The sequence below is a fragment of the Pseudobacillus sp. 179-B 2D1 NHS genome, assembly GCF_045370945.1.
GTDB lineage: Bacteria > Bacillota > Bacilli > Bacillales > Domibacillaceae > Pseudobacillus.
Map to the genome: position 1 here is coordinate 51,528 of NZ_JBIQDP010000012.1, position 23,461 is coordinate 74,988.

General features: G+C 39.2%; 21 protein-coding genes. 10 read left to right on the top strand and 11 right to left on the bottom strand.

The window, feature by feature from the left end; all coding sequences use genetic code 11:
* Positions 1 to 25 precede the first annotated feature (25 nt).
* Entirely contained in the window at positions 26 to 1,147 is a 1,122-nt protein-coding gene (locus tag ACH0BF_RS13285; RefSeq protein WP_340854345.1) for a response regulator, read from the top strand.
* Between the two features lie 716 nt (positions 1,148 to 1,863).
* On the opposite strand, the gene ACH0BF_RS13290 is transcribed toward ACH0BF_RS13285, so the two are convergent.
* Positions 1,864 to 2,016, bottom strand: a complete 153-nt coding sequence (locus tag ACH0BF_RS13290; protein WP_340854346.1) for an anti-repressor SinI family protein — start codon at positions 2,014 to 2,016, stop codon at positions 1,864 to 1,866.
* A 604-nt stretch (positions 2,017 to 2,620) separates the two neighbouring features.
* On the opposite strand from ACH0BF_RS13290, the gene ACH0BF_RS13295 reads away from it, so the two are divergent.
* The 3 genes from ACH0BF_RS13295 to ACH0BF_RS13305 all read left to right on the top strand — a co-directional run bounded on the left by ACH0BF_RS13295 (position 2,621) and on the right by ACH0BF_RS13305 (position 4,588).
* Positions 2,621 to 2,821 (top strand): hypothetical protein, encoded by a 201-nt coding sequence (locus tag ACH0BF_RS13295; RefSeq protein ID WP_406909468.1) that lies wholly within the window; start codon positions 2,621 to 2,623, stop codon positions 2,819 to 2,821.
* 34 nt (positions 2,822 to 2,855) lie between these two features.
* Positions 2,856 to 3,212 (top strand): hypothetical protein, encoded by a 357-nt coding sequence (locus tag ACH0BF_RS13300; protein WP_406909469.1) that lies wholly within the window; start codon positions 2,856 to 2,858, stop codon positions 3,210 to 3,212.
* 758 nt (positions 3,213 to 3,970) lie between these two features.
* Positions 3,971 to 4,588 (top strand): YitT family protein, encoded by a 618-nt coding sequence (locus tag ACH0BF_RS13305; protein WP_406909470.1) that lies wholly within the window; start codon positions 3,971 to 3,973, stop codon positions 4,586 to 4,588.
* A gap of 259 nt (positions 4,589 to 4,847) precedes the next feature.
* Here the strand turns inward: ACH0BF_RS13305 and ACH0BF_RS13310 are convergent, their stop codons facing one another.
* A complete protein-coding gene (locus tag ACH0BF_RS13310) occupies positions 4,848 to 5,294 on the bottom strand; it encodes a hypothetical protein (protein WP_120030834.1) in 447 nt (148 codons plus the stop codon).
* Between the two features lie 6 nt (positions 5,295 to 5,300).
* Positions 5,301 to 6,305, bottom strand: a complete 1,005-nt coding sequence (locus ACH0BF_RS13315; protein WP_406909471.1) for a DUF3231 family protein — start codon at positions 6,303 to 6,305, stop codon at positions 5,301 to 5,303.
* Positions 6,306 to 6,429: 124 nt separating this feature from the next.
* On the opposite strand from ACH0BF_RS13315, the gene ACH0BF_RS13320 reads away from it, so the two are divergent.
* Complete coding sequence (locus ACH0BF_RS13320; RefSeq protein ID WP_406909473.1) at positions 6,430 to 7,446, top strand: DUF3231 family protein; 1,017 nt, start codon at positions 6,430 to 6,432, stop codon at positions 7,444 to 7,446.
* A gap of 216 nt (positions 7,447 to 7,662) precedes the next feature.
* On the opposite strand, the gene ACH0BF_RS13325 is transcribed toward ACH0BF_RS13320, so the two are convergent.
* The 4 genes from ACH0BF_RS13325 to ACH0BF_RS13340 form a co-directional block, all read right to left on the bottom strand.
* The gene (locus ACH0BF_RS13325) at positions 7,663 to 8,727 is read right to left on the bottom strand and encodes a Ger(x)C family spore germination protein (RefSeq protein WP_406909474.1); all 1,065 of its coding nucleotides are present in this window, start codon (positions 8,725 to 8,727) and stop codon (positions 7,663 to 7,665) included.
* The gene (locus ACH0BF_RS13330; RefSeq protein ID WP_120030826.1) at positions 8,724 to 9,809 is read right to left on the bottom strand and encodes a GerAB/ArcD/ProY family transporter; all 1,086 of its coding nucleotides are present in this window, start codon (positions 9,807 to 9,809) and stop codon (positions 8,724 to 8,726) included. Before ACH0BF_RS13330 ends, ACH0BF_RS13325 begins: the two co-directional genes overlap by 4 nt.
* Positions 9,810 to 9,827: 18 nt before the next feature.
* Positions 9,828 to 11,330: a spore germination protein gene (locus tag ACH0BF_RS13335; protein ID WP_340854352.1), complete on the bottom strand. Its 1,503-nt coding sequence runs from the start codon at positions 11,328 to 11,330 to the stop codon at positions 9,828 to 9,830.
* A gap of 527 nt (positions 11,331 to 11,857) precedes the next feature.
* Entirely contained in the window at positions 11,858 to 11,965 is a 108-nt protein-coding gene (locus ACH0BF_RS13340) for a YjcZ family sporulation protein (protein WP_406909475.1), read from the bottom strand.
* 578 nt (positions 11,966 to 12,543) lie between these two features.
* Between ACH0BF_RS13340 and ACH0BF_RS13345 the strand changes: the two genes are divergently transcribed.
* The 3 genes from ACH0BF_RS13345 (at position 12,544) to ACH0BF_RS13355 (ending at position 16,977) form a co-directional block, all read left to right on the top strand.
* Complete coding sequence (locus ACH0BF_RS13345; protein ID WP_120030822.1) at positions 12,544 to 12,774, top strand: ABC transporter; 231 nt, start codon at positions 12,544 to 12,546, stop codon at positions 12,772 to 12,774.
* A 278-nt stretch (positions 12,775 to 13,052) separates the two neighbouring features.
* Positions 13,053 to 16,217, top strand: coding sequence for a hypothetical protein (locus ACH0BF_RS13350; protein WP_406909476.1), 3,165 nt, complete (start codon positions 13,053 to 13,055; stop codon positions 16,215 to 16,217).
* A 16-nt stretch (positions 16,218 to 16,233) separates the two neighbouring features.
* On the top strand, positions 16,234 to 16,977 hold the full coding sequence (locus tag ACH0BF_RS13355) for a glycoside hydrolase family 16 protein (protein ID WP_340854355.1): 744 nt from the start codon (positions 16,234 to 16,236) through the stop codon (positions 16,975 to 16,977).
* 90 nt (positions 16,978 to 17,067) lie between these two features.
* Here ACH0BF_RS13355 and ACH0BF_RS13360 read toward each other — a convergent pair whose 3' ends face one another.
* Positions 17,068 to 17,556, bottom strand: a complete 489-nt coding sequence (locus ACH0BF_RS13360) for a hypothetical protein (RefSeq protein WP_406909477.1) — start codon at positions 17,554 to 17,556, stop codon at positions 17,068 to 17,070.
* A gap of 234 nt (positions 17,557 to 17,790) precedes the next feature.
* Positions 17,791 to 18,954 (bottom strand): MFS transporter, encoded by a 1,164-nt coding sequence (locus ACH0BF_RS13365; protein ID WP_340854357.1) that lies wholly within the window; start codon positions 18,952 to 18,954, stop codon positions 17,791 to 17,793.
* Positions 18,955 to 19,093: 139 nt separating this feature from the next.
* Between ACH0BF_RS13365 and ACH0BF_RS13370 the strand changes: the two genes are divergently transcribed.
* Entirely contained in the window at positions 19,094 to 19,852 is a 759-nt protein-coding gene (locus ACH0BF_RS13370; protein ID WP_120030811.1) for a TrmB family transcriptional regulator, read from the top strand.
* Between the two features lie 67 nt (positions 19,853 to 19,919).
* On the opposite strand, the gene ACH0BF_RS13375 is transcribed toward ACH0BF_RS13370, so the two are convergent.
* Positions 19,920 to 20,549 carry an HAD-IA family hydrolase gene (locus ACH0BF_RS13375; protein WP_406909478.1) on the bottom strand — a complete coding sequence of 210 codons (630 nt, stop codon included), beginning with the start codon at positions 20,547 to 20,549 and terminating at the stop codon, positions 19,920 to 19,922.
* Positions 20,550 to 20,729: 180 nt separating this feature from the next.
* Here ACH0BF_RS13375 and ACH0BF_RS13380 point away from each other — a divergent pair, with 180 nt between their 5' ends.
* Positions 20,730 to 21,470: a YwaF family protein gene (locus ACH0BF_RS13380; protein ID WP_406909479.1), complete on the top strand. Its 741-nt coding sequence runs from the start codon at positions 20,730 to 20,732 to the stop codon at positions 21,468 to 21,470.
* A gap of 62 nt (positions 21,471 to 21,532) precedes the next feature.
* On the opposite strand, the gene ACH0BF_RS13385 is transcribed toward ACH0BF_RS13380, so the two are convergent.
* Positions 21,533 to 23,266, bottom strand: a complete 1,734-nt coding sequence (locus ACH0BF_RS13385) for a hypothetical protein (RefSeq protein WP_406909480.1) — start codon at positions 23,264 to 23,266, stop codon at positions 21,533 to 21,535.
* Positions 23,267 to 23,461: the final 195 nt, after the last annotated feature.

The window sequence follows — 23,461 nt, forward strand, 5'->3', positions numbered from 1 at the left end:
TAATAAGAAAAAGAGAGGCATATCTATGATTCGGGCTATTTTAGCAGATGATGAACCGTTAGCGCTAGAATTGATGAAAAAACGACTGGCTCATTTTCAAGTAGAGGTAGTTGGCACGTACCCAGATGCACCGTCGCTTCTTAAGGATATCAACAACATCTCTTTCAACGCCGCCTTCCTTGATATTGATCTTCCTGGGATTAGCGGGCTTGATTTAGCTGTTCTTATTCAAGATGAAAAGCCTAATGTCCAAATTGTGTTTACCACGGCACATAGAGATTATGCCATTCAGGCATTTGAACTAGATTCCATTGATTACTTGCTGAAGCCTATACTCAAAGAGCGGCTGGCTAAGACTATTGATCGCCTTGAGGACAAACTAAATCTGGAAAAAGAGAAGGAGCCGATACTGTCTCCTCAGTCCCCTTCCCTCTATATACAATGTTTCAAGCAATTTTCTATTGTCTGTAATAATACGGCTGTTAAATGGAAAACTGCTAAGATTAAAGAAGTTTTTGCTTTCTTAACACTCCATCTGGATAAGCCGGTCCATAGGGATATACTCATTGATCAGCTTTGGCCAGGCCATGATTACCAAAAAGCAAAAATTCATCTTCACACCTGTATTTCTTATGTACGCAAGCAGCTGGAGGGGTTTGGTCCCGGCAATACGCTGACTTTTGCAGGCCAGCAATACACCTTGCACTTACATGACGCAGTGCTGGATGTTTCTTCATTTGAAAAGCTATCAGAAAGCATTTCTTCTAACAATGTAGAGGACGTCGAAAAGGTGCTTCTGCTTTATACAGGTGCTTTTATGGAAGAAGAAGCTTACGAATGGGCAAGGCCGAAAGCAGATGAACTCTCGGCTAAGCTTATAGCTATTTTGCATAGATTGGCCGATTACTATGAACAAAATAGTCTAGAGGATAAATATATAGGGTGCTTGCACAAAATATTACAGTTTAACCCTTATTCAGAACACATCGTCACTCGCTTAATGCTAGGATACGCACATCTCGGCATGCGGGCCGATGCCATCCGTTTATATGAAAATTTTGAGAAGAAACTAAAAGAGGAAATCGGTATTCATCCTGGAAAAGAAACAGTGGAGACCTTGATGCATATTCAGCAGGGACAAACATAAAAAAACACCTTAAGTTTTAACTATCTCCTGAATGATGAATTCCGCAAGAGATTCCTTATTTGGGAGGATAGCTTAAACAATTTCCAGTGTTCACATGTATGAATATTAGTTTCTTCATTTGCTTTCCTTATTTTAATCCACCGTCACCTTCTAATAAAAAAGCCCTTTTTAAAACCAGCTGACTGCTGGTTAAATACATATAAAATCGCGTGCATAATTACATCCATTCCTAAAAGAAAGAAATGGGATTCTCTGAAGCAAGAAGGAGAAAAATCATGTGCAGCAGCAAAAAAGCTCAAATGATCTTTATTTAAAGAATAGCTTCTAAAGTGAGTGTTAGAAGACCCTTTGTTTACTGGCGAAAAGTGAACAAAGAAAAGGAGAAAACAGGATCGATTGCACCTTCTCCTTTGATCCCCCATGAGGTGGGCTACTTGAACTGACCCCATAAAGGTGGCCCACTTTTCTACGTGATCAGGCAAAGATATGAACTCCCCCTACTCGCCGACAATCAGCTGGACTTATTAGAAGGCCAGAGACTTTCAACTAGCTTAACAAAGATGCTAAAAAATAATTGATATCACAAAGTAACTGAAATGTCGATTTATATTTTGAATCCATAAGAGATCTTTTTTAATTTCATCTAAGAGAACGGTCCCTTAGAATTCTCTTGCACATTCCCTCTTTTATATCCATCTGAAACAGCTACTCCCCCTCTATACTCTATCTTTCTTTATAAAACTAAGAAACTCACTAGATGTCTCCTTACTTTTAAGAAATTTCTTCACTTCTTCAATTGAAATACCTGCTTTCTTGGCCTCGATCATCAGCGCTAACCATTCTTGATCAACATACTCTTTCCCCTGCATTTCTTTCCCCCCTACTATAGAGAACACAGCCGCTATCGTGAACAATCTTTAAACATTCGGCTTTTTGCTTCTATATTTTTATACTTGCTTGCCTGCTTTACATTTACGCAGTTTAATATGATGTCAGTTATTAATTAAGCTTCTTATCTTCAAAAGCTTTTTTGTTTAACGTGACTTTTTTCCTTATCATTTCTCTATAAGTCTTATATGTAAAGCAAGAATACACTTTCCTTCTTATAACTTCCTTAAATTCTTCTGACCATATACCTATTTTTTACTAAGTAACACCAACACAGCAGGTGCCGTTTAACATAAAATTCTTATAAATAGAAGAAAAAGAAGGCTCTATCTAATAAAGGGAGACAACCAAAAAAAGAGTGATTACATAAAACACACCTTTTTGGCGATTAGACTAATCTAAAATCCAGTGAGTGAATTTGCTGTTCGTGTGCACCCTAGCAAAATGTCCCATTATTTGTGCATTATGGGTGTTAATACTATAATAAAAAGAATATCAATGTAATACTGTTTATTTGTTACGTTTTCACCCAATTTCCCCCATCCATTCAACGAATAACCCATTATTTAAGGAGTGGTGTCCAGCATGCAATATATCGTTCTTTTAATCATCGTTCTTGGCGTGGGAATAATTCTTTATAAAAAGATTAGAAAGAAAGGACTATCTTCTAGCCATTACTCTCCATACGATGACCTTACAAAAGATGTTAAAAATGATCGATCAATAGCTGGGGATAGACATTCTACTAACTTTCGGGAAGAAAGAAAAGATGAGGAAAGTTTTTGACTTAGAAAAGTGAGTATAGGAGGTTTAACTACGTTTGCAAAAAATAATCGGTGTGCTATTCATTCTCTTATTAATCAGTGGATGTTCTTCAAATACTAATAAGTTTATTCCTTCAACGATAAACTCTGACTTTCCAGTGCCCGCCAGTGCGAAAGAAACAGAAGGCCAATCTGGTAATCCAAACATCTTACAATACCAAAAATATAATTATTCAAAAGCTGATGAAATTAGCAGCATACACGAAGAGTATTTAAAAGCAATTAAAAACTCAGGCTGGACAGAGTTAAAAGAAGAACAATTAGGCGCTGTAAGATTTTTTGAAAAAGAGAAACAAAAAGTAGCAATTTCTACACATGACGGCTTTTTTACATTGAATGTAATGAAAAATTAAAGGTTTAACCAGCAAAAGTTGATTCAATCGTCTGCCTTTCCCTATTCTTTAAAATAAAAAAAGAGCTTCCAACAAGGGAGCTCTAATCATAATCATCCATCTAAAAATCGGCCGTTATTATTTCTTTCAAAATCTTTTCCTTATCATCCATCCACGATAATTAATTTGCTTCGTTAGCTCAGAAAAAATATTCTTCTTATTCAATTATATTTTCATCGAGAATTATGTTCCTTTCCTTTTCATCTAACATTCTTCTGCTTTTATAAAAGTCCTATCATTACCCTATCTCTGCCAATGTACCAAGATAGAGAACCGTCTTATTGTGATATTACATCTGTCTCTGGATCAGGTTGCACATTTCCTTCTATTTTTAATAATGAAGAAAATAAGCGTAGAGCTATCTTTCTCGCGTACATAGCACCGATCTCTTTCCATCTTCTCTCCATCCTTCGCCTGTTAACAGAAACATACAGAAGAGGATTATGGTTAGTGGACAAAAAATCCATCTTTCGCTATGATTCTTTAGGTCACGCCTCCTTCAACTATACCCTAACTTTTAATGACAGCCCTTTCTTAATCAGCATCTACTTATGAAAAAATCGCTTAGTCTTCATGACAAATCCTCATAAAAGAGAAAAAGGAAAAAGAGCTTTTGGCATCGTATGTAAGTAATTAACTGGCGTTAGTAAGCAGAAAAGCATTTTTATTTGCTGTGAGGGAAAAAAGGATAAGTACTTGTACTTCAAAGGGGGGAGAGAATGAAGGAAAAACAGCCGTTTATGGCGGATTTATTAATCATTTTAATCGGTAATATTTTTTTAGGATTTGCTTATGCCAAATGGATGGTACCTCATCATATTGTTAATGGCGGAGTAACTAGCTTATCAATGATCGTGGACAAAGCCTTTCATGTTCCACTTCTATATGTAAGCAACGGAATGACTGGACTATTACTAAGCGTCTCATTATTATTTTTAGGAAAAGAAAACTTTGTAAAATCAATTGGCAGCAGCTTATTTTATGCCCTTTCTTTTTCCTTGTTTTACAGCCTGCCTTTTAATTGCACAATCAATATCGGCGTCGACATTTTACTTGCCTGCCTTTTCATTGCTTTTGGCTATTATTGCTGCATTTCAACAAATGCATCTACCGTTGGAATGGACGTTATTGCTCTTATTTTGCATAAAAGAAATAATAAAATAAATATCGCCAAATCTATTCGTTTTATTAATATCATTATACTGGTCTTCGGCTTTGCGGTCTTTGGGTGGCCTGCTATCGTTATTGGCCTGATCTTTACCTATCTTTATTCTTGGCTGTTAAATATACTGCTAAAGCGGAATCCGTTATTCACTTTAAGAAAATCCTTTCATTAATCTATGCATCGAGCTGCTGAAAAAAATGGATTGTGCTGCCTTCAGGTCATGAGAGTTTGTGAAGGCCTCGTTCGATTATGCTCGATAAACCAGCAATCTCCGGAACATCGTTCATTTGGCAGCATTTATGACTTGAAAAAACCTTTTCCTAACATGCCCAACACTCGAAAACGTTCCGGAAATTCTTTTTTGCTTATCTGTGTTATCTTCTCTGTTCTCATAAAATGCATCATACACTCTGACTGTTTAATCCCTAACCCTATGTCTTTTTTAGTATTTTTTTCAGCCACTGTCCTGTTAGTAATCCTGGAATCACCCCCATCATCGGAAGCCAAATAGGGCCTATCAATATGCCAAAAACCTTTAATTTCGTTGAAAAAATAAGCCCTACTGTGACAAAATAAGCAGAAAACACGAATGGCAAAAAAGAATAGGGCTCTTTTCCTCCTCCAGCATCTTTAAAGGCATCCCACATGGCGAAAAAGTAAACACAAGGGTAAAACATGAGCCATTGGAAGTCGGCTTGGGCGATCGACTGTTCGATATTGCCTTGAAAACTGGCAATGATCATCTGATTAAAATTAGCTTGTACATTAATAAGAAATTCCAAAACAATTAACAAGAGACCTTTAAGGTATTTTCCGTTTAAGAGTTGCCCAAAACCGGGAAGGGCAATGCTCCAAAACAATTTTTCTTTTGCATCCACATCGGTTTAACCCCCTGCTAAGTCTTTTCGGTTTGGAGCGGAAGGCGGCTTTTCCACCCAACCATTTTCAATCATTATTTTAGCCCCGTCGAGCGAGTATTCTCCTACTTCAATCATTAATCGGCTGTAAGCAGCTGACAGATCTTTTCTGGAACTTCCTCCAATACTCCTTCCATAAAAACCGCTGCCCGCGTTATACAGAGCGGCTGTATGGCTCATCATTAATTTGTCGGAAAATACGGCCTCCACCGAATCAGTCACTGTGAAGTGGGAAGCAGTAGGAACGGGCAAGTTGCTCTCCTCTAAAAATTTCGCAAATACGGCACTATGATGCTGCCCAATCTCTGCTCCTCTTTCCATGTATTTTCGAATCCCCTTTGAATGGGCTGTTTGTGAAAAACCTGTTAACAATGCACTTCCCAATGTATTACGGTATAAATTCATGAAAAGAAAGGAAATTTCTGTGCTTGTTAAAGGCCGCTGCTCACCCACCCAACCAGCCAAGAAGTGCTGCTTATGAACAAACTCTGTCACCTGCGGATAAGGAATATAAGGCGGACGAATATACAGACCTTTGTTCAGCAATATATCTACAGATTGATTGAATAGTTCAGTGGCTGTTTGTAAGCAAAGACTAAAAAATTCCCGAATGTCTTGTCTGGCTGTAGTCGGTAAAGCAGTGGTGTATGCATTCAATCCCATGACCCCTATGTTACTCACATAATGCAAGATGAATTCATCGCTGTAGAGCCTCGGCGCTCGCACATTGACATCTTGTTCACTAAAAGCCACGGGAATAACGATGCCTTCTGCTCTAAATATGCTCTCCTCTTTTTTCACACGCGTTTGGGCCGATTCCAGAGCAAACTTTACACAATCTTTTGTGTCGGAATCTTCCACATGATTCAGAAAGTACGAAAGCACACAAATGGACAATGTATCACTCACGTATGCTCCAAAAAGTGAGGATAACTCACTTGATGTTAATTTAATATGATCATGACTTGTCACTTAACCATCCCCCTACTTCAACTTATCAAGTAAATCTAGCATAGTGTCTCCCCAAAAAGGAAAAGTTATGATTATCCTGCAGCAAACACGAAAAATAATTACTATTTACTTTGTGGAGGTTACGATGAAAATTAATAAAGAAATTCCTCTTACCGCAGCTGAAATCGCTTCTCTTTGGACTTCCTATATGAACGACAGCATGTCCAAATGCATACTTGGCTACTTGCTCAAACATATTAAAGACAAAGAAATCAAGCCTGCTATCCGCTTTGCTTTTGACCTGTCATCCAATCATTTAAATCAGCTCCATACTTTTTTTAATCAAGAACAATATGCAGTCCCGGATGGGTTTTCTGATAAAGATGTTAATATGGATGCCCCATGGCTGTTTTCCGACGTATTCTGTCTAACCTATGTGAATGAAATGGCAAGAGCCGGGATGCTGGCTTATAGTGGTTTTCTCTCTATGAGTGCAAGAGCTGATATACGCGATTACTTTACAAAAGGATTAATGGAGACTTCTTCCCTTTACAACCAAACGACAGAGATTGCTCTTTCCAAAGGAATTTACCCTAGACACCCTGTGATTGAAGTTCCAAAAGAAATTGATTATGTAGATAGTAAAAACTATTTAAGCGGATTAAATCCTTTCAATAGCAAACGTCCATTAAATGCTGTAGAAATCTCTCACCTTTATCTGAATATAGTGACAAATACAGTCGGGGTTAAACTGTGTGTTGGCTTTGCCCAAACTTCACCATCTAAAGAGATCAAAGAATTTATGATGCGAGGAAAAGACATTTCCAAGAAGCATATTAAAATCTTTGCTGATACACTTTTAGAGAATGAGCTTCAAACCCCGCAGCTTCCTGATATTTCGGTTAGCGATTCAACGACTCAAACATTCTCAGACAAACTAATGATGTTCCATATGTCTCTTCTAAGTGCGACAGGAATAGGCAATTATGCAACTGCTGCTTCTGTCAGCCAAAGAAGTGACTTGGTGGTTAATTACGAACGGTTGTCACTGGAGATTTCCCGGCTCGCAAAAAGTGGGGCTGATATTATGATCAAGCATAACTGGCTTGAACAGCCACCCGGAGTACCCGATAGAGAACGTTTGGTCAGGGAAAAGGAGTAAATCGGGCACGTGGCGCTTCTCATCTTATGGTAAAGAATGCCTTGCTCTGGACTGCTCCCATCCTTTTTCGATTTTCACCTATAAGTTCGACTCTCCTCAGAGAAAACTGCCAAGGATAGATTTGTTGTCCTGCTTTCATCCTTGGCAGCGCATTTCTTAAAGAAAGAACGTATTTGGTATCATTCGTCCATTTTCTTTAAGTCTACGTTATGAAACTTACTGAACAACCCCGCTTTCTAAAACGACCACATCGGTATTTACTTGAACCGTGACATCTTTATATTCTTCTTTCCATTTTTTAAAATCAAAATTTCTCGTTTGCTGCTTGGCTTTGCGTCCCAAACCAATCGGGTCAATGCCAAGATGCTGAAAATGCTTGATTTGTTTTTTTGTACTTTCAGTAATTTGCTGAGCGAATGCCTTTTCAAACTCCTTTATTTTTTGAGGGGTTAAACGTCTCCCTCTGTATTCTTGAATAATCCCTTCTATCTTTATGTTAATCTTGAAGCTAAAAGGATTTTTTTTGCTTACTTTTATTTTATTTTCTGAACGAATGCTTTTTATGGTAGCCCGATCGCCGTCTAATTGGACTGTTTTCGTTCCGGCGCTGTATTTGTCAACGAGCAACTTAAAATAGAACATATCATCGGTGGAAACTTTGTCAATCAGACGCCCTTGCCAATCTAATAAGCCAATGCCCGAAATATCGATTCTATCTTCATTGAGCTTCTTAACCATGGGCAAGTAGGCAGTCTTTCCTTGCTGGGTGTAATTATACACAAATAAATGAAGGTTCGTTCTCGGAACGTCTCCACTTGCAATATTGTGTTCTAATGTTTGTGAAATGTATGTCGCATTTCCTTGTTTTCCATAGTCCCCCTCTAGCATCTCCTGAGCTCTTCCCTCTGAAATAGCAAAGTAGACTCTTGATCCAATTCTTGCATCCCGGACAAAAGCATCACTGATCTCAATGATCTCTTTTTTTGCGATGGCTTCACTAAAAAGTACGAGTTTCAGCGATCCATACACAATGGTTGCGTCTGATTGTCTTTGGGCCTTATTTAATATATTGACACTCGATTGATCCACCACGCTCATCGTTACATTTTTAGTTGTTCGATCTGTACTGTATTCTGCCAGCAAAATCGTTCCGCGAATTTTATCGTTCGATGCTGTGTCATACCCTACCCCTCTTTGCGTATGAACTTCATCAATGATGCTTTTTTGAATACACCCCGACAGGAAAAAGCAAAGAATAAGCAGGACACCTTTTTTAATCATTTCTTTTTCACCTTCTTCACAATGAACAGCAAGATAAAGAGAAGAGGAATATAAAGATAATTGATAACAAACCCGACATTGCTAAAATAATCATTCAGTTTATCCACTTGAATCCTTGTCTCCAGCTGCGGAGTGATAAAAAGAAAAATACACAACACCCCGATAGCAGATTTCCGTTGTTTGATTTTCACTGTCTGTTTAAACAATCGGCTGGCACACCATAAATAAATGCAGACGTTTGGAATAATAATAATGTTCCAATTGACGACTCCGATATATTCCAAGCGCTCTATAAATGGAAATTGGACAATTTTTAGCATGGACAAGGTAGGCCATATCGTTTCCTGTAATTGCTCTTCGCTAAAATAGGCGAAAGAAAGAATTGTCGAGTACAGATAAACAATCGTTGTAAATAACAGACCAAAGTGTGCCCACTTTTTTGACCGCTGGCCATTTTGTATAAAAGGGTAAAAGACTAAAAGCGTTTCGTACCCTAACGTAATTAACGTTAAATCCCTTGAGGCCTGCAATATCTCTTTTGTGGAATGCTCATATATTGGAAAAAAGTTATAAAAATCAGTGTAAGGAATGACAAAGAGAAAAACAATGAGAAGATAGATCGGCAAAACAACAGAAAAAAATGATAACCCGCTAATGACACGAAACCCGCCGCTGACAATATAAAAAACAAGCAAGAAAAAGAAAAAAGTAAATAAGAATACACTTATACCTGGAAACATCCATACTTGTACAAGTTCAATATACGTACGCGTGACCGTAAGAAGCCCCAGCAGAAAATAACCAGCAAAGAGTAGATTGAACAGCTTGCCGAGCCACTTGCCAAATACTCGCTCATGAATAGAGGCTAAACCAGCATCTTCCTCGTTGAGCATTTTATATATCATAAACATAACAATATGAGTCGCAACGCCCGCAATGATGACCGATATCCACGAGTCATAACCGGCGCTCTGGGCAAGCAGCTGCTGAAAGCCGAGAATCCCTACACCGATCTGTGTTGAGATAATAACAAAAAAAACAATAAAAGGATCTATCTTCCTTTGTGCTTCTATTGGCTGCATACGAAAAACCTCCGCTGGTTACTCTTCAATATCATGACGTTTTTTTTGCTCATCCGGTTTAAAGCGGATCGGCTTCTGTGCCTGCAAATAAGATGGACGCCGGATTTGTTTATCAAAAGACATTCTAATGAATGAATCTTTTAAATCTCTCCACCTTGGCGGGTACAGTGGTTCAAAGTAAGGGCGCCCTAATGACGTAAGACGAAGCAAATGAGTAATCACAATAAGCAAACAAAAGACGACCCCAAGCAGTCCCCAAAGCTGAGCAAACAAAAGAAAAGGAAAGCGCAGAAAGCGGATCACATTGCCCATCTTATAGACTGGAGTGGCAAAAGAAGCAAGAGCGGCAAGAGCCACTAGAATTAATAAAACATTACTTGTTAAGCCGGCTTCAACAGAGGCTGTCCCGATAACAATCCCGCCAACGATACCAATGGTTTGCCCAATTTTAGTGGGCAGCCGTGCTCCAGCTTCCCTGAGCAGTTCAATAACGAGCTCAAGAATAAGCGCCTCTATCACAGGCGGAAAAGGAATCGCCTGTCTGGAAGTAATCAATGTAGCCATCAAGTCTTTGGGAATCAGCTCATAATGATAGGTCAACACGGCTACATACATCGGCGTAATTAAAATGGAAAATACAACAGCAAACAAGCGAATTAAACGCAAGGCAGAAGCCATCATCCAATTTAATAGATAATCTTCAGATGAACTAAAAAACTCCACCAGGTTGGTCGGACCGATTAACGCATGAGGAGAGCCGTCAACTATGACAATCAATTTTCCTTCCACAAGCGCGGATGCTGCTCGATCGGTTCTCTCTGTATCAAGCATTTGCGGAAATAATGATTTTTTATTGTCAGCTACAATTTGTTCGATATAGGCACTATCGTTAATCAAATCAAAGTCAATTCGCTGTAGCCGTTCACGCATCGTATTGACGTTTTCCAGATTGGCAATATTCTCAATATACAAAAGCGCCGTTCTTGTTTTCGATATAGAACCGATCGTATACTCTTCGATCATCAGCTCCTTAACGGGCAGCCTTGTTCTTAAAAGGTTGATGTTTTTATCAATCGATTCAATAAATGCTTCTTTTGGGCCAATAACAGCCGTTTCCACCTCCGGAGGGGAGAGCGAGCGAACGAGTGTTTCTTTAGCATCAATAAAAGCAAAACATCCTTTCTCGTTATTTGCTTTAAGTACGAGATATCCTTTAAAAAGCTTGTCCTCAATGAGCCTTTCATCTGTCTCCACTTGTACGTCTTCAATTGGAAGGATCTTTTTTACATCTTCAATGGATGCAAATGGCTTTTCCAATAAGTACGGCAAAACATCCTTTTCCACGACCTTCTCGTCTATAAGAGTAGAGATATATCGGATGGAGAAATGGAGACCCGTCTCTTGATTGTAATAAAAAGATTCTTTTTCATCTTCCGACTTAGCAGGTACATTATCCGTTTCTTCAGCATGCTGTTCTTTTAATTGTGATTGTTTTTTTCTTTTTTTAAAGAAAAACTCCATTGCGACCCTCCGCTTTGTAAGTCCTTGCTAAAATATTCATCCAGCTTTCCTCTCAGTCATAAAGAAATGCCGTCACATTGATGTATGGATGCTGGACTTTCAACTATTCAGTTTCCTACAGTTCTTCTCTATATATGCTTACCGCTTCACTCTATTTATTGTTCATTTCTTCCTTGAGAGCAGTATAGACAAAAAAAAGCAATTATTAAACATGCTGAACACGCCGCTAATTTGTAGTCAATAAAAAACAGGCTGTTTTCGTAAACTTTATTGCTATTTCGTAAAAAAGGGTGGTTGATTTCCACTTCCGGATGCTCCAATTAGCTTCTTTATCAACCGTTTGCTTTCTTACACACAGTTAAATCTTTTAGAAAAGAGTCTGACAAAAAAACTGTATGGTTTTTAGTATAGATAGCAAGCAGAGGACACCTGCTTGCTATGTTCTGCCCTTTGCCAGCTATTTATGAAAACAAGGAGGCAGCCTGGTTACTTGTCTGTTCCTTGTTTTATGACATTTCTTTCACTGATCACCAGAATCCTGCACCGCCACCAGCATAAGCAGCTCCAATAATGATCAACAGAATAAACAACACAACAAGTAATGCGAAGCCTCTACCATAACCTCCTGCACTCATTAAGCGCACCACCTTTGTTATAAGCTACTATAGCTTATGAAAGTTCTCCCAAATTCGGAATGAACATTGAATAATATTCTTTGGTGATCAGGCAGATAAAAAAACAATCAACATTTAAATAAGGCAAATAACGAAAGAGAATTTCATTACTAAAGCGGTATGTATAAAACAAATATTAAAATCGATTTTCATGGATTAGTTGTCAGTTATCCGGTGGCTTTTACGAGGAAGCTTTAAGACTGCCTTAAAGCTTCTATAAGGTAGTGATGATGCTTTTGGTGTCCCCTGCGATTCGCCCGCTAAACCGGCCACCTATTACGCCCCACCTTTCGGCTGGCCGCCTATTGAGACAAGATGGCGGGTGCTTGTAAATGCCTATTTATGAAAAAAGGCGAACTTCTGTTTCTTCGCCAGCCTCTCAGGATGTTCTTAAGTATTGGCGATACCTTCAATATCCTCCCTGTATTAGAGAATGATCCTTTTTATGCTTCTTTTCGCTTTTTTATAAACCAAAACCCATTTATCGGCATAACTATATTATAGAACCACTATTCCTGTTAAAAAGGAGGTGAACTTCTATGAGCAATGGGTTGAATGGCAGCATTTCTGAAATTTTCCTTGGATTTCTAACAGGCGTGGCTTGGCTCCTCTTGTCAGTATTAGGGGTAACTTCTACTTTCTTTGGACTAATTGGCCTAGGAGAGATCGCTGATATTTTAAGTACGATCCTTGCAATAGTTGGATTTCTTGCCTTCCTTCTCTTCGGGGCATCGATATTCAGAAGAATCTGGCGTAATACCTTTCGATAATCTTAATGTACAAATTTAAATATCGTTTAGTCCCCTTTAACAGCTGCGTTATAAAGAGGCTGTTAAAGGGGACTTTTTTGCTTTTAAAGTTTTTGAGAAAATTTGTCAAATGATCTAAACAGAAACATGAAGAGGAAACTGAAAGGGAAAATGAATCTATGGCTCACTCTATTATTTCTTCTACGTTATTTAGATCCATGAACGGTTGTTTATTTTATAGCTAAAAGAGAGATATAATAAGCAAAAACCATTTACAATTCTAAAAGGAGGTAGATAAGATGAGAAAGTGGCTTTGGTTGGTCATTCTACTTTTTACTATCACATCCCCTATACTCATTTGGCACGCCAAACCTACCAAAAAGATAAATCTATTAATCTTTGATAAAACGGTGCCTGACGACACGTTCCGGGAACACCAAGGTCTGACGTGGTTAGTAAACTATAAGAAATATAATCAGCCTTCAGGCGCACCTTATAGAAAGGAAACAGATTACGCGGGAACCGTGCCAATTGCCGAAAAAAAATATACAGATCGAACTATCTCGCAATTATCCAACTCACCGCAGCTCATTTATACAGCTGATACATATGGAATCGATACTTCCCACTCTAAAGGCTCCCGTGGGGGAATAAGCAAAAAAGAATGGACGGAGCTGCAAGAGCTTTATTATGATCAGCAACCTGTATGGGTCTCAGAATACAATAGCTTTGCTTCCCCTACTTCCAAAGATATACGTAATGATTTTCTAAATTTCTTGAATATCGATTGGACGGGATGGATTGGACGCCGCTTTGAAGAGCTAGATCCGGCCAAAAACAAGGAAATTCCTCGTTGGGCCATTGAGGCATACGAAACTCAAGAAAAGCACAAATGGAAAAGCTCTGGTCCTGGCTTTTTGTTTATTCACGAAAATGGCAAAATCGTTGTACTGGAGAAACGGCATCTGAAATCTGATAAATTGACTGTAAAATTTACAGCTCGCGGAACGAAGGAATTCAATCTGAAAGAAAGCCCTCGTTATAATTATTGGTTTGATGTCATTACTCCGCGGAATCAACAAGAGGTGATGGCCAACTATGAATGGAAACTAAATAATAAAGGAAAAAAACTTCTCAGTGAACATGGAATTCCTGATACGTTTGCGGCCGTCACTAAAACAGAAAAAAACGGCTCTCCCGCCTTTTATTTTGCAGGAGACTATAATGACATCAACAACTTGCCGTCTTTTTATAAAGTTACGGGCCTCATTAAAGTGAAAAGCCTATTCACAAGCGAAAACTCAGCAGATAGTGATGCTTTTTACTGGAACACTTATGCTCCGATGATGGAGACGCTTATTGATCGAGCATCCCGCATATCTCCGAAAAAGACACAAGCTGTCAAAACGGATAAAGAAGAAGTAGACGGCATTTCCATCAATGCTAAAGTAGCCGATGACCGTTTCCAAGTTTTAAAGAATGGAAAATGGGAGCCCCTAACGATTAAAGGGGTCAATATGGGAATGGGAAAACCAGGCGCATGGCCGGGAGAAGCAGCCATCTCAGAAGAAGAATACTATCGATGGATCAAGCAAATCGGCGAAATGAACGCCAATGCCATCCGGGTATATACTCTTCACCCTCCTGGATTTTACCGGGCTTTAAAACGCTATAATGAACAAGCCGAAAAACCTATTTATTTATTCCATGGCATCTGGATAGATGAGGAGCCGCTTGAAGAAAAGCTGGATGCCTTTGACGGTGGAATTATGAAACAGTTTAAATCAGACATTAGGACCATTGTAGATGTAGTGCACGGCAATGCAGAAGTTCCCGAAAAACCGGGACATGCCAGCGGTTCATATAAAGCAGATGTATCACCTTATTTAATCGGATGGATTGTTGGAATTGAATGGTATCCGGATATGGTCGACCATACGAACAAAAAACACCAGGAAAAAGGTGATTTCACCGGCACATATATGCAGACAAAGAAAGCGCAGCCGTTTGAATATTGGCTCGCCTCCATGATGGATTATACCCTTCAGCAGGAAACCAAAAATTATGGTACGCAGCACCCTATCAGCTTTACAAATTGGGTGACAACGGACTTACTCGACCATCCTTATGAGCCTCTTGAACAGGAAGATCTGGTCGGAATCAATCCAAATGTCATTCATCCGACAAAACAACTGAAAACAGGCTATTTCGCTGCCTATCATGTCTATCCGTATTATCCGGATTTCTTAAATATCGATGAAAATTATTTAAAGTATAAAGATCATCGCGGGAAAACCAACAGCTACGCTGGATATTTGCACGACTTGAAAAAGGCACACACGATGCCCGTATTAATCGCTGAATTCGGCTTGCCTGCTTCACGAGGCATTACCCATTCCAACCCCTATGGCTGGAATCAAGGCCATAATAGTGAAGAAAAACAAGGTAAGGTCGTTACCGAACGCTTTGAAGATATTATCAAAGAGGGTTACACTGGAGGACTGGTATTCAACTGGCAAGATGAGTGGTTCAAGCGAACGTGGAACACAATGGAATTCGATGACCCGAATCGTCGCCCGTATTGGTCAAACGCTCAGACAAACGAACAGCAATTCGGCATCGTTAGCTTTGACCGTTTAAAAATTCGTGTTGATGGGAAAACCGATGATTGGGACAAAGCAAATGTTATCCCTGTACAATTAAAGAAAAATAGTGCCATTAAACAAGCGTTTATCACTCATGATGAAAGATATCTTTATGTTCGGTTGGATTATAACCAAACACAAGCAGCTGGAATGGATACCACTCTTCTAATCGACACGATAGCTCAGCAGGGCAATAAAAACATTTCTTACAATGGGGGCATTACCTCGGAACGCGGAATTGATTTTCTATTGCGGCTGAATGGAAAAGACGATTCGCGCATGCTTGTGGACAGTTACTATGACAGTCACTACTTTATGTATGGGGAAAAATTAAACCTGATTTCTAAGAAGCCTTATGCTTCTAAAAAGAATAACGGCACATTTCATAAAATCGAGATGGCGTTAAATAAAACATTAATCAACCCGGTTACTAAGCAGCGCTATCCTTTTGAATCGTTCGAAACTGGAAAGCTAGAAAAAGGAAATGGCAATCCAGACAGCAAAAATTATAACTCTCTAGCAGATTATGAAGTAAATGAAAAAACGGGAATAGTCGAAATTCGCATTCCGTGGATGCTGCTTAATGTAAAAGATCCGAGTACAAAAGAAATTGCCGGCGACTACTGGAAAGACGGCATGGAAGCCTCCAAGAAAATTAAGGCGATCTCTTTTGCGGCAATAGCCGGCTCAGAACCAATTCACCTACGTGCTGACGATTTCTTTTCTTACAGTTGGAAACCATGGGAGCAACCTCAATATGAAGAACGCCTAAAGCAGTCGTATTCAATTATAAAAAGAGAGTTTGCCAAATACGAATAATGACGGAGACATACAAATGAAAAAGATATTACTTCTTTCCAGTTTCTTTTTGTTTATGACTGCTTTTTCATTGGTTCTTCTCTTGTCACTAAAGGAGAATAGGAATATTCGTGACTTATTTTCAGAAAAAGTACATTTTACTCGATCCACTACTGATACTTTTCATACATGGAACGATCAAAGATGGGAAGTTAGAGAACGGTTTAAACTAGGTCGTGGTTACTTGCTCTCTCAACAAATTGAACATACTCCCGGGAGCGTAAAGATTAAATTAAATCATCAAACGGCAGATGGCGGTGAGATACGGACAAGGAACACTTTTCAATACGGACAGTTTGAAGCGGCCATTAAAGTCGCTCATGCATCGGGCTCTATTACAGGATTCTTCCTATATGCGCCGCCTGATCTGCATCACGAGATTGATATTGAAATTTTTAATGAGCCAGAAAGCAAAGCGCTCTTCACTATTTATCAGGATGGCAGAGTAGCGAAACAGCAGGAATATACTCTCCCCTTTGACCCAACGGAGGAGTTTCACGATTATCGAATGGACATCCTCCCTGAAGAAACGCGTTTTTTGATCGATGGGAAAGTCGTCCAGTCTTGGGAAGGAAATTTCAGCTCCTCTCCGATGCAGCTGATGATCAATAGCTGGTATCCTTCATGGCTTGATATCCAAGGGCCGGCATTATCAGCCACTGTGATTAACAAAGTCAGCTATAAACAAATGAAAAAACCAACTGGTATGGAGAAAGAATAAGTCTTTTGTGACTAAAGCGGGGAAAAATAAATAATTAGCATTAAATTTCACAGCAAAAATCCGGCATGAAACATTTCTGCCGGATTTTCTTTACTTTTCGTTTTTACGGACACTTTCATTAGGGTTGTCCCTCTTTATTGTAGATAGCAAACCGACCATCACGGCCAAGAGATGGATAAAGAAAAAAGTATACGCATTAAAATAGATGCTATTTGTATATTGATTAATCCATCCAAAGCGATAAATCTTTGATTGAGGATGATCCGGAGGGCCTCCCAATTCAACAACCAACTCATTTTTATAACTGATAACCAACAGTATTAGCAACAGGCAGCTTGCCGTAGAAAGCACGAGAATTAGTGCTCTCATCTTCCATCCCCTCACACTGCCTCTTACTAACTTGTAGGTTAAGAAGCAGCTCATAGCAAAAATAGGTGAAAATGCTAGAATAACTAGCATGCCAAGATTTCCATTGCCGGAAGTTTCATCAGGCTTTATCGTAAATAAATGCTCTATATTGTAAAATCCTAAAAAAGAAAGAAAGAGACTCATCAACCAAAAGATATGGCCCTTTTTCAATAGGATATCCCCCTTTTATTACGCTGCCTGTCGTCCCATCCAAAAGTTATTCAGCCCTTATATTTTACAATGCTTGCTTAATAACAGCCCCTTATCGGAGAAGATCACTGTTTTTTTGCCCATGATTACGAGCGATGCACAATGGCTCCCCTATTTATCTTTTGCTCTCTCGAATAACACCTGCATATCTTCCGCATTAAACTATACAGGCTTTCTGGCCTTCTTCGTTGCTCTTCATTCCTCCACCGCTCCTGCTTTTTTGCTTTCTTTGGCAATAGAGAAAATGGCTGCCGCCAGAGCAATTAAAATAAACACTCCGCCTACACTCGCATTATGTTCGATAGAGGCATGTTCAATGACGAGCCCGCCGATGAATGAACCGAAGGCAATGCCGAAGTGAAGAGCTGAATTATTCAAGCTTTGCTGAATATCTGCCGTTTCAGGAGAAATTTCTATCAGATAGCTCTGCATGGCTGGTGTGATGGCCCAGCTTAGCATGCTCCATACAATCATTACAATCAAAAAGAGTGGCAAAGCAAATGTGGTATGGGGAATAGCAAAAAGAGTTAAAGCAAATAGAACAAGCACGGAAAGAATCGTCCTTTTTGCGCCAAACCGATCTGCCAGCATCCCGCCAAGTCCGCCTCCTAAAACGGCCGCTACGCCGAAAACTAAATATACAATGCTTACCCACGTGCTCTCCAAATGTAAAGATATCTTTAGAAAGGGAGTCAAGTATCCGTAGAGTGTTAAATGGCCCGCCAGGAATAAGAAAGAAATGAACTGGGCAAGAAGAATTTTTCCATCTTTTAGCGTTCGAAGCTGTTCTCTAAACGGAATCGATGGCCTGGCTTCTAGTTTGCCCATGAAAAAGTATACCCCTGCTATTGAAAACAAAGTTAACAAGCAAATAAGGACGAACGGAGCTCTCCACCCAAATGTATTTCCAAGCATTAACCCGATTGGGACGCCAAGCACGAGAGAGGCGCTAATGCCCATAAACACTACTCCAATTGCCCGGGCACGGTAGGCAGCAGATACGATGTTTGACGCCATCGTTACACAGAGCACAACGAGCAGCGATCCGCTTGCCGCTGAGAGTACACGAGCAAACAGCAGCATACCATAAACAGGACTGATGGCAGCTATCCCATTGCCAATAAAGAAGATAAGCAAAGCAAGCAATGTTAATTTTTTCCGCTCAATTTTTGACGTTATTGTCAACAAGATGGGCGCTGAAATAGCGAATATAAGTGAAAATATCGTGATCAAAAAACCAGCCTTCCCCAGACTTACATGCAAATCTTCGGCTACCAGATCCAATAGCCCTCCAATAATTAATTCAACCATTCCGACAACAAACGAAACGATAGTGAGCAAATATACCCTTTTATCCATACAAGCACGCCCTTCTCAAAAAGTTACTACTAAAAGAGTAACTTTATTGAAGGGGAAAAACAAGAAAAAATTTTTCGGCAACGTGGAGTTTTACGATTGTGTTATGATATTTGTAAAAAGAGGAATAAGGAGCCAAACCATGCTTCAACAATTCGGATTTACTCAATATGAAAGCAAAGTGTATGAATCTCTTGTCTCAGCTGGAGAGCCATTAGATGCTACAAATATCGTGAAATTATCCGGCGTTCCCCGTGCAAAAGTATATGAAGTGCTTCATCGAATGGGAGAAAAAGGAATGATTCTTGAATCAACGATCGAAAAAAAACGGCTATACGCCGCCCTTCCTGTTGAATCAACGATCGAAAAACTGAAAGCTGATTTTGATTCACATATTGATCAATTGCGACAAACTAGAGTGAAACAAACAACAACCGATGATCGTGTCTGGACGCTAAAAGAAAATCATTCCATTCAGGCTTTATTGAAAAGTATGATCCAAAAAGCATCCCAGTCTATTCTCATTTCTGGATGGTCAGACGACTTTTCTGCTTACCTTCCTCTTCTCGAAAGCAAATCCTGTGAAGGGGTAGAAGTAAAAGTGCATGTAATCGGTGAAATTCCGACAGCTATCCCTTCGGTTACCACACTGATCCCAGATATGAATCATCAGCATTTGGAAAAAAGCCGAATTTTGATAGTGGATGGGGAAGAGATGTTATTTGCAGGGATTGAAGATAATAAGTGGCAAGCCATTCATACCTTCTCTAGACCACTAGTCAAATTCTTCACTGAATTTTTCTATCATGATGTAGCTTTGACGAAAATTACTGATAAGTATAGGGAAACCATTATGAAAGACCCATCCATTCGCGATTTACTGCTCACACTAAGATATTAATTGATAACAGGCTGCAGCTTAGTCAGAAATTGACTGGCAGCAGCCTCCTTATTTATGTTCTGAATGCTTATATATTTTCTACGGTTGCGAGCACATCTGATGGCTGCCGGGCAATATAGTCGGGATTCGCCTTTAATGCAATGGCCTCATCGTCATATCCCCAAGCCACCCAAACAACTTTGATCCCTGCCCTTTTACTAGCAGAAATATCCCTTTCCTCATCACCGACATATAAAACATCGGACGGCTTTAAACGATGTTTATTCATTAATTTTTTCATCAATTTGTCTTTCGTGAAAATATGCTTGGAGCATAAGATGTCCTCTATATAATCAATTTGATGAGCTTTAAGCGAGCGAGCGATAATATCCGTCGCGTTAGATGAAATAATAGCCATTTTTATCCCTTGTTGGTTAAGTTGGTCAAGCATGTCTTTGATCCCTGGATAAAAAGGAAGACACTTCTCTGACTTCCTTAAATATCGATAAAGCTTTGGAGCAGCCAATGGAATGCTTCTCATTGGAAAATTTAAATGCCGGCATCTTTCGGGAATGGTCATCTTCTTTAACAAATCAATGTCCTCTATCTTCATTTCACGGTATCCCTCTTTTGCGGCAAGGTCATTATAACCCGCAATAAATAGCTCAATTGAATTGGCCAGCGTCCCATCAAAATCAAAAACCATATATTTCACCATAATTATCCCCCCTGTAATTTCCTTGATAGTCGAATGATACCATTACTTTTCATTTTATATACAACTGTACAGTATTTTCTATTTTTGATGTGCGTATAATTAGATAAACTGTCTTTTCATAGGATGGTTAATTAATAGATGCTTATATGTTAAAATATTTCCAATAAGGAGGATGAATAGATGGAATGGTTTAGTGGCAGTTATAAAGATGTTCAATTTCAAATGTTTTCTACGAGTCATATAACAGCATTGATAGTTTTAGTCGGGATAGTTTTTTCTCTTTTTCTATTTAGGGACAAACTTCAACGTCAAAACATGAGAGCCATCGAATTAACCGCTGCTTTCTTTTTAATCGGGATTGAAACAGCTTACCATGTCTGGATGCTCCAGACTGGCACGTGGACAGCAAGCCGTTCTCTTCCACTTGAATTGTGCAGCTTTGCTACCTTCTTTACGATTCTCCTACTGATAACAGGAAAGAAGATATTTTATGAAATCTTATTGTTCATTGGTCTATTGGGAGCGTCTCAAGCATTGATTACTCCCTACTTATATTTCGGCTTTCCGCACTTTCGTTTTTTTCATTTCTTTTGTACACACATGCTGATATTTTGCACTCCACTTTATTTTACGTGGGTGAAGGAATACAGACCTACATTTATGTCTATTGTAAAAACAATGATTTTTCTTAATATCCTTGTGCCTGTTATTTCATTCATTAATCAACTCACAAAAGGCAACTATCTTTACTTGCATCATAAGCCTGCGACAGCTAGTATGCTTGACTTGCTAGGACCTTATCCATGGTACATCCTTTCACTGGAAGCAGTGGCCTTTGTGTTGAGCGTCATTGTCTGGCTGTTGTTTCGAAAAAAAGCGGCAACAATTGTAGTCAAAAAAGATTTTCAACACTATCTATAACTGAAAAAGCAAGAGCAGATCGTTACCGAGCTCCTGCTTTTTCTTAAAATCTTACCGATAAGCTAAAAAATAGGTTCGCCATGTTCCGCTGTTCGACTATTAAATACTTCTTCGGCGGAGGGGTCCTCTTTATATAGATCTTCGACATGAGGATCATCTGCAAACGGATAGCCAAAAGCACCGCCAAATAACCCTAGACGGTTCATCAAGCTCACTATGTTCAGGCTGATCTCCCGCTGGACTTCTGCTATTTGAGCATCTGTCATTTTGTTTAAATTGGCTTCGCTTGTAAAGTCTTTAGCAAGCAGATCGCTCTTCATTTTATCTGTAAGCTTAGATTCTTTCTCCACTATAAAAGAAAATGCACCGCCATATTTTTTATCTTTGATGGCTGCTTTTACATCTGTCCTTTGATTAGAATACTTTTTCATTGTGCTGACATCTTGTACCTGTTTGACTTCCCCGCTTATTTTATCTGGGAGTCTATGAGCTTTTTCTCCCGGGGCAGTAAATGTGAAAGAGCGGCGGATCGTTCGCCTTCCTCCTTTGTTCTTGCCAATTACAGAGTTCATTTTAAATTTGACCGTTTCTGCTTCCCTGTTCAGAGAAATTTGCAAATCCTCCACCTGTTTCTTTTTCTCCCCTTTTATTTCACTTGCTACTTGAACAGCTATCCTTTCTTTGTGGCCTCCTGCCAGAACCCGTTGAAAGGTAAACTCTTTAACACGCTGTCCTTGTCCATACCGAATATGTTTCGTGTGAACAGACCACACTGCTTGTTCTGAAGAAGAGGTAGCTACAGTCAGCTCCATGGTCCGATCGATAATTCTACCTTTTTTATCTATAAATAAAATGGAAGAAAAGCCTCGAGGAAATGTTGTTCTTTGTAATTTTTTCTGCACTTGTTTCAGGCCGTTTACAATTTCAGCTTCTATTTTTCCTGAAGAAGAAGCCTCCTTATGCACTTCTGCTGATCCACTCAGTTTTTCTTTCGTTTCCATTTGAGCTCCTATCATTGAATGAAGTTTTTTATCTTTTATTAACCGTTCTAGGCAACGGTTGAGCAAAATCTTTGTCTCTTTTGGTGTAAGTGAAAGCGTGACTTTTTTCACATGCATTGTTTCTCCTCTAAACCTATACTTCCCTCTCTTCTCAAGAGTAAAGTTGTCCTCTTTTAGCTGGTCTATTAAGAATGGAAAATAGTGTGTTCGTAAATAATCCGTTACGCCTTTTTGACGGTGTATTACTTGAGAGAACTCCAACGTTTCCGGGCCTTTATAAAATGGGTATATCTTTTTCATAAACTCGCCGTATTCATCTGAGTATAAATATAAAAACTTTGAATAAAGAAAGGGAACCCTCATCCCTATTTGTGAATTCGTATAAATAATATCCATATCAAAGGCTTGTTCATTTTCGAGGTTGAGAGCAACGTGATAATTACCCGCATGTTTTTTTGGATCTTTTTCCGTTTTTATTATCATTTCAGCATTCTTAAATATTTTCTCAATCGCTGCCCTATCGGGATCATACGTCCAATTGCTCATCTCCATTTTTGCTTTAAAACGAGCGTGAGAGATGGATGGCTGCTCCATTCGCTTTTTGGAGAATTCCCATGATTCACTGTGCTGTTTTGCCAACTCAGCTTTCATTTGCTCGTACGCTTTATATTCCGATAATAAAAAAAGCTCTTTCGGTGATGTGTTCAATAAAAAGACTACTGCTGTTCCAGCAGCGAGCAATAGCACATGAAAAGCTGTTTTTAATCGAAATTTGCGCCTTATTTCTTTACGCATTTGGCCCTCCAGCTCCCTTTATCCCTCTAATTTTCTGCAGAAAGGACAGAACGGGAGACTCTCATTACGTAACTCTTTATTGTTCAAACAGTCTTGCATTTAATCTCTCCCTCTCTACAAGCTATATCACGCACAGTCTCTCTTCTTTTATATAGCTGCTGTCAGGAAAATAGAACTGCCCAAGACAGATTTTAA

Bases quoted from the DNA above. Each gene is read 5' to 3' on its own strand.
- ACH0BF_RS13320 (WP_406909473.1), top strand. From the start codon at position 6,430: ATGAAAATTAATAAAGAAATTCCTCTTACCGCAGCTGAAATCGCTTCT.
- ACH0BF_RS13370 (WP_120030811.1), top strand. From the start codon at position 19,094: ATGCTTCAACAATTCGGATTTACTCAATATGAAAGCAAAGTGTATGAA.
- ACH0BF_RS13330 (WP_120030826.1), bottom strand. From the start codon at position 9,809: ATGCAGCCAATAGAAGCACAAAGGAAGATAGATCCTTTTATTGTTTTT.
- ACH0BF_RS13290 (WP_340854346.1), bottom strand. From the start codon at position 2,016: ATGCAGGGGAAAGAGTATGTTGATCAAGAATGGTTAGCGCTGATGATC.
- ACH0BF_RS13285 (WP_340854345.1), top strand. From the start codon at position 26: ATGATTCGGGCTATTTTAGCAGATGATGAACCGTTAGCGCTAGAATTG.
- ACH0BF_RS13350 (WP_406909476.1), top strand. From the start codon at position 13,053: ATGAGAAAGTGGCTTTGGTTGGTCATTCTACTTTTTACTATCACATCC.
- ACH0BF_RS13355 (WP_340854355.1), top strand. From the start codon at position 16,234: ATGAAAAAGATATTACTTCTTTCCAGTTTCTTTTTGTTTATGACTGCT.
- ACH0BF_RS13340 (WP_406909475.1), bottom strand. From the start codon at position 11,965: ATGAGTGCAGGAGGTTATGGTAGAGGCTTCGCATTACTTGTTGTGTTG.
- ACH0BF_RS13380 (WP_406909479.1), top strand. From the start codon at position 20,730: ATGGAATGGTTTAGTGGCAGTTATAAAGATGTTCAATTTCAAATGTTT.
- ACH0BF_RS13365 (WP_340854357.1), bottom strand. From the start codon at position 18,954: ATGGATAAAAGGGTATATTTGCTCACTATCGTTTCGTTTGTTGTCGGA.
- ACH0BF_RS13305 (WP_406909470.1), top strand. From the start codon at position 3,971: ATGAAGGAAAAACAGCCGTTTATGGCGGATTTATTAATCATTTTAATC.
- ACH0BF_RS13295 (WP_406909468.1), top strand. From the start codon at position 2,621: ATGCAATATATCGTTCTTTTAATCATCGTTCTTGGCGTGGGAATAATT.
- ACH0BF_RS13375 (WP_406909478.1), bottom strand. From the start codon at position 20,549: ATGGTGAAATATATGGTTTTTGATTTTGATGGGACGCTGGCCAATTCA.
- ACH0BF_RS13335 (WP_340854352.1), bottom strand. From the start codon at position 11,330: ATGGAGTTTTTCTTTAAAAAAAGAAAAAAACAATCACAATTAAAAGAA.
- ACH0BF_RS13345 (WP_120030822.1), top strand. From the start codon at position 12,544: ATGAGCAATGGGTTGAATGGCAGCATTTCTGAAATTTTCCTTGGATTT.
- ACH0BF_RS13385 (WP_406909480.1), bottom strand. From the start codon at position 23,266: ATGCGTAAAGAAATAAGGCGCAAATTTCGATTAAAAACAGCTTTTCAT.
- ACH0BF_RS13325 (WP_406909474.1), bottom strand. From the start codon at position 8,727: ATGATTAAAAAAGGTGTCCTGCTTATTCTTTGCTTTTTCCTGTCGGGG.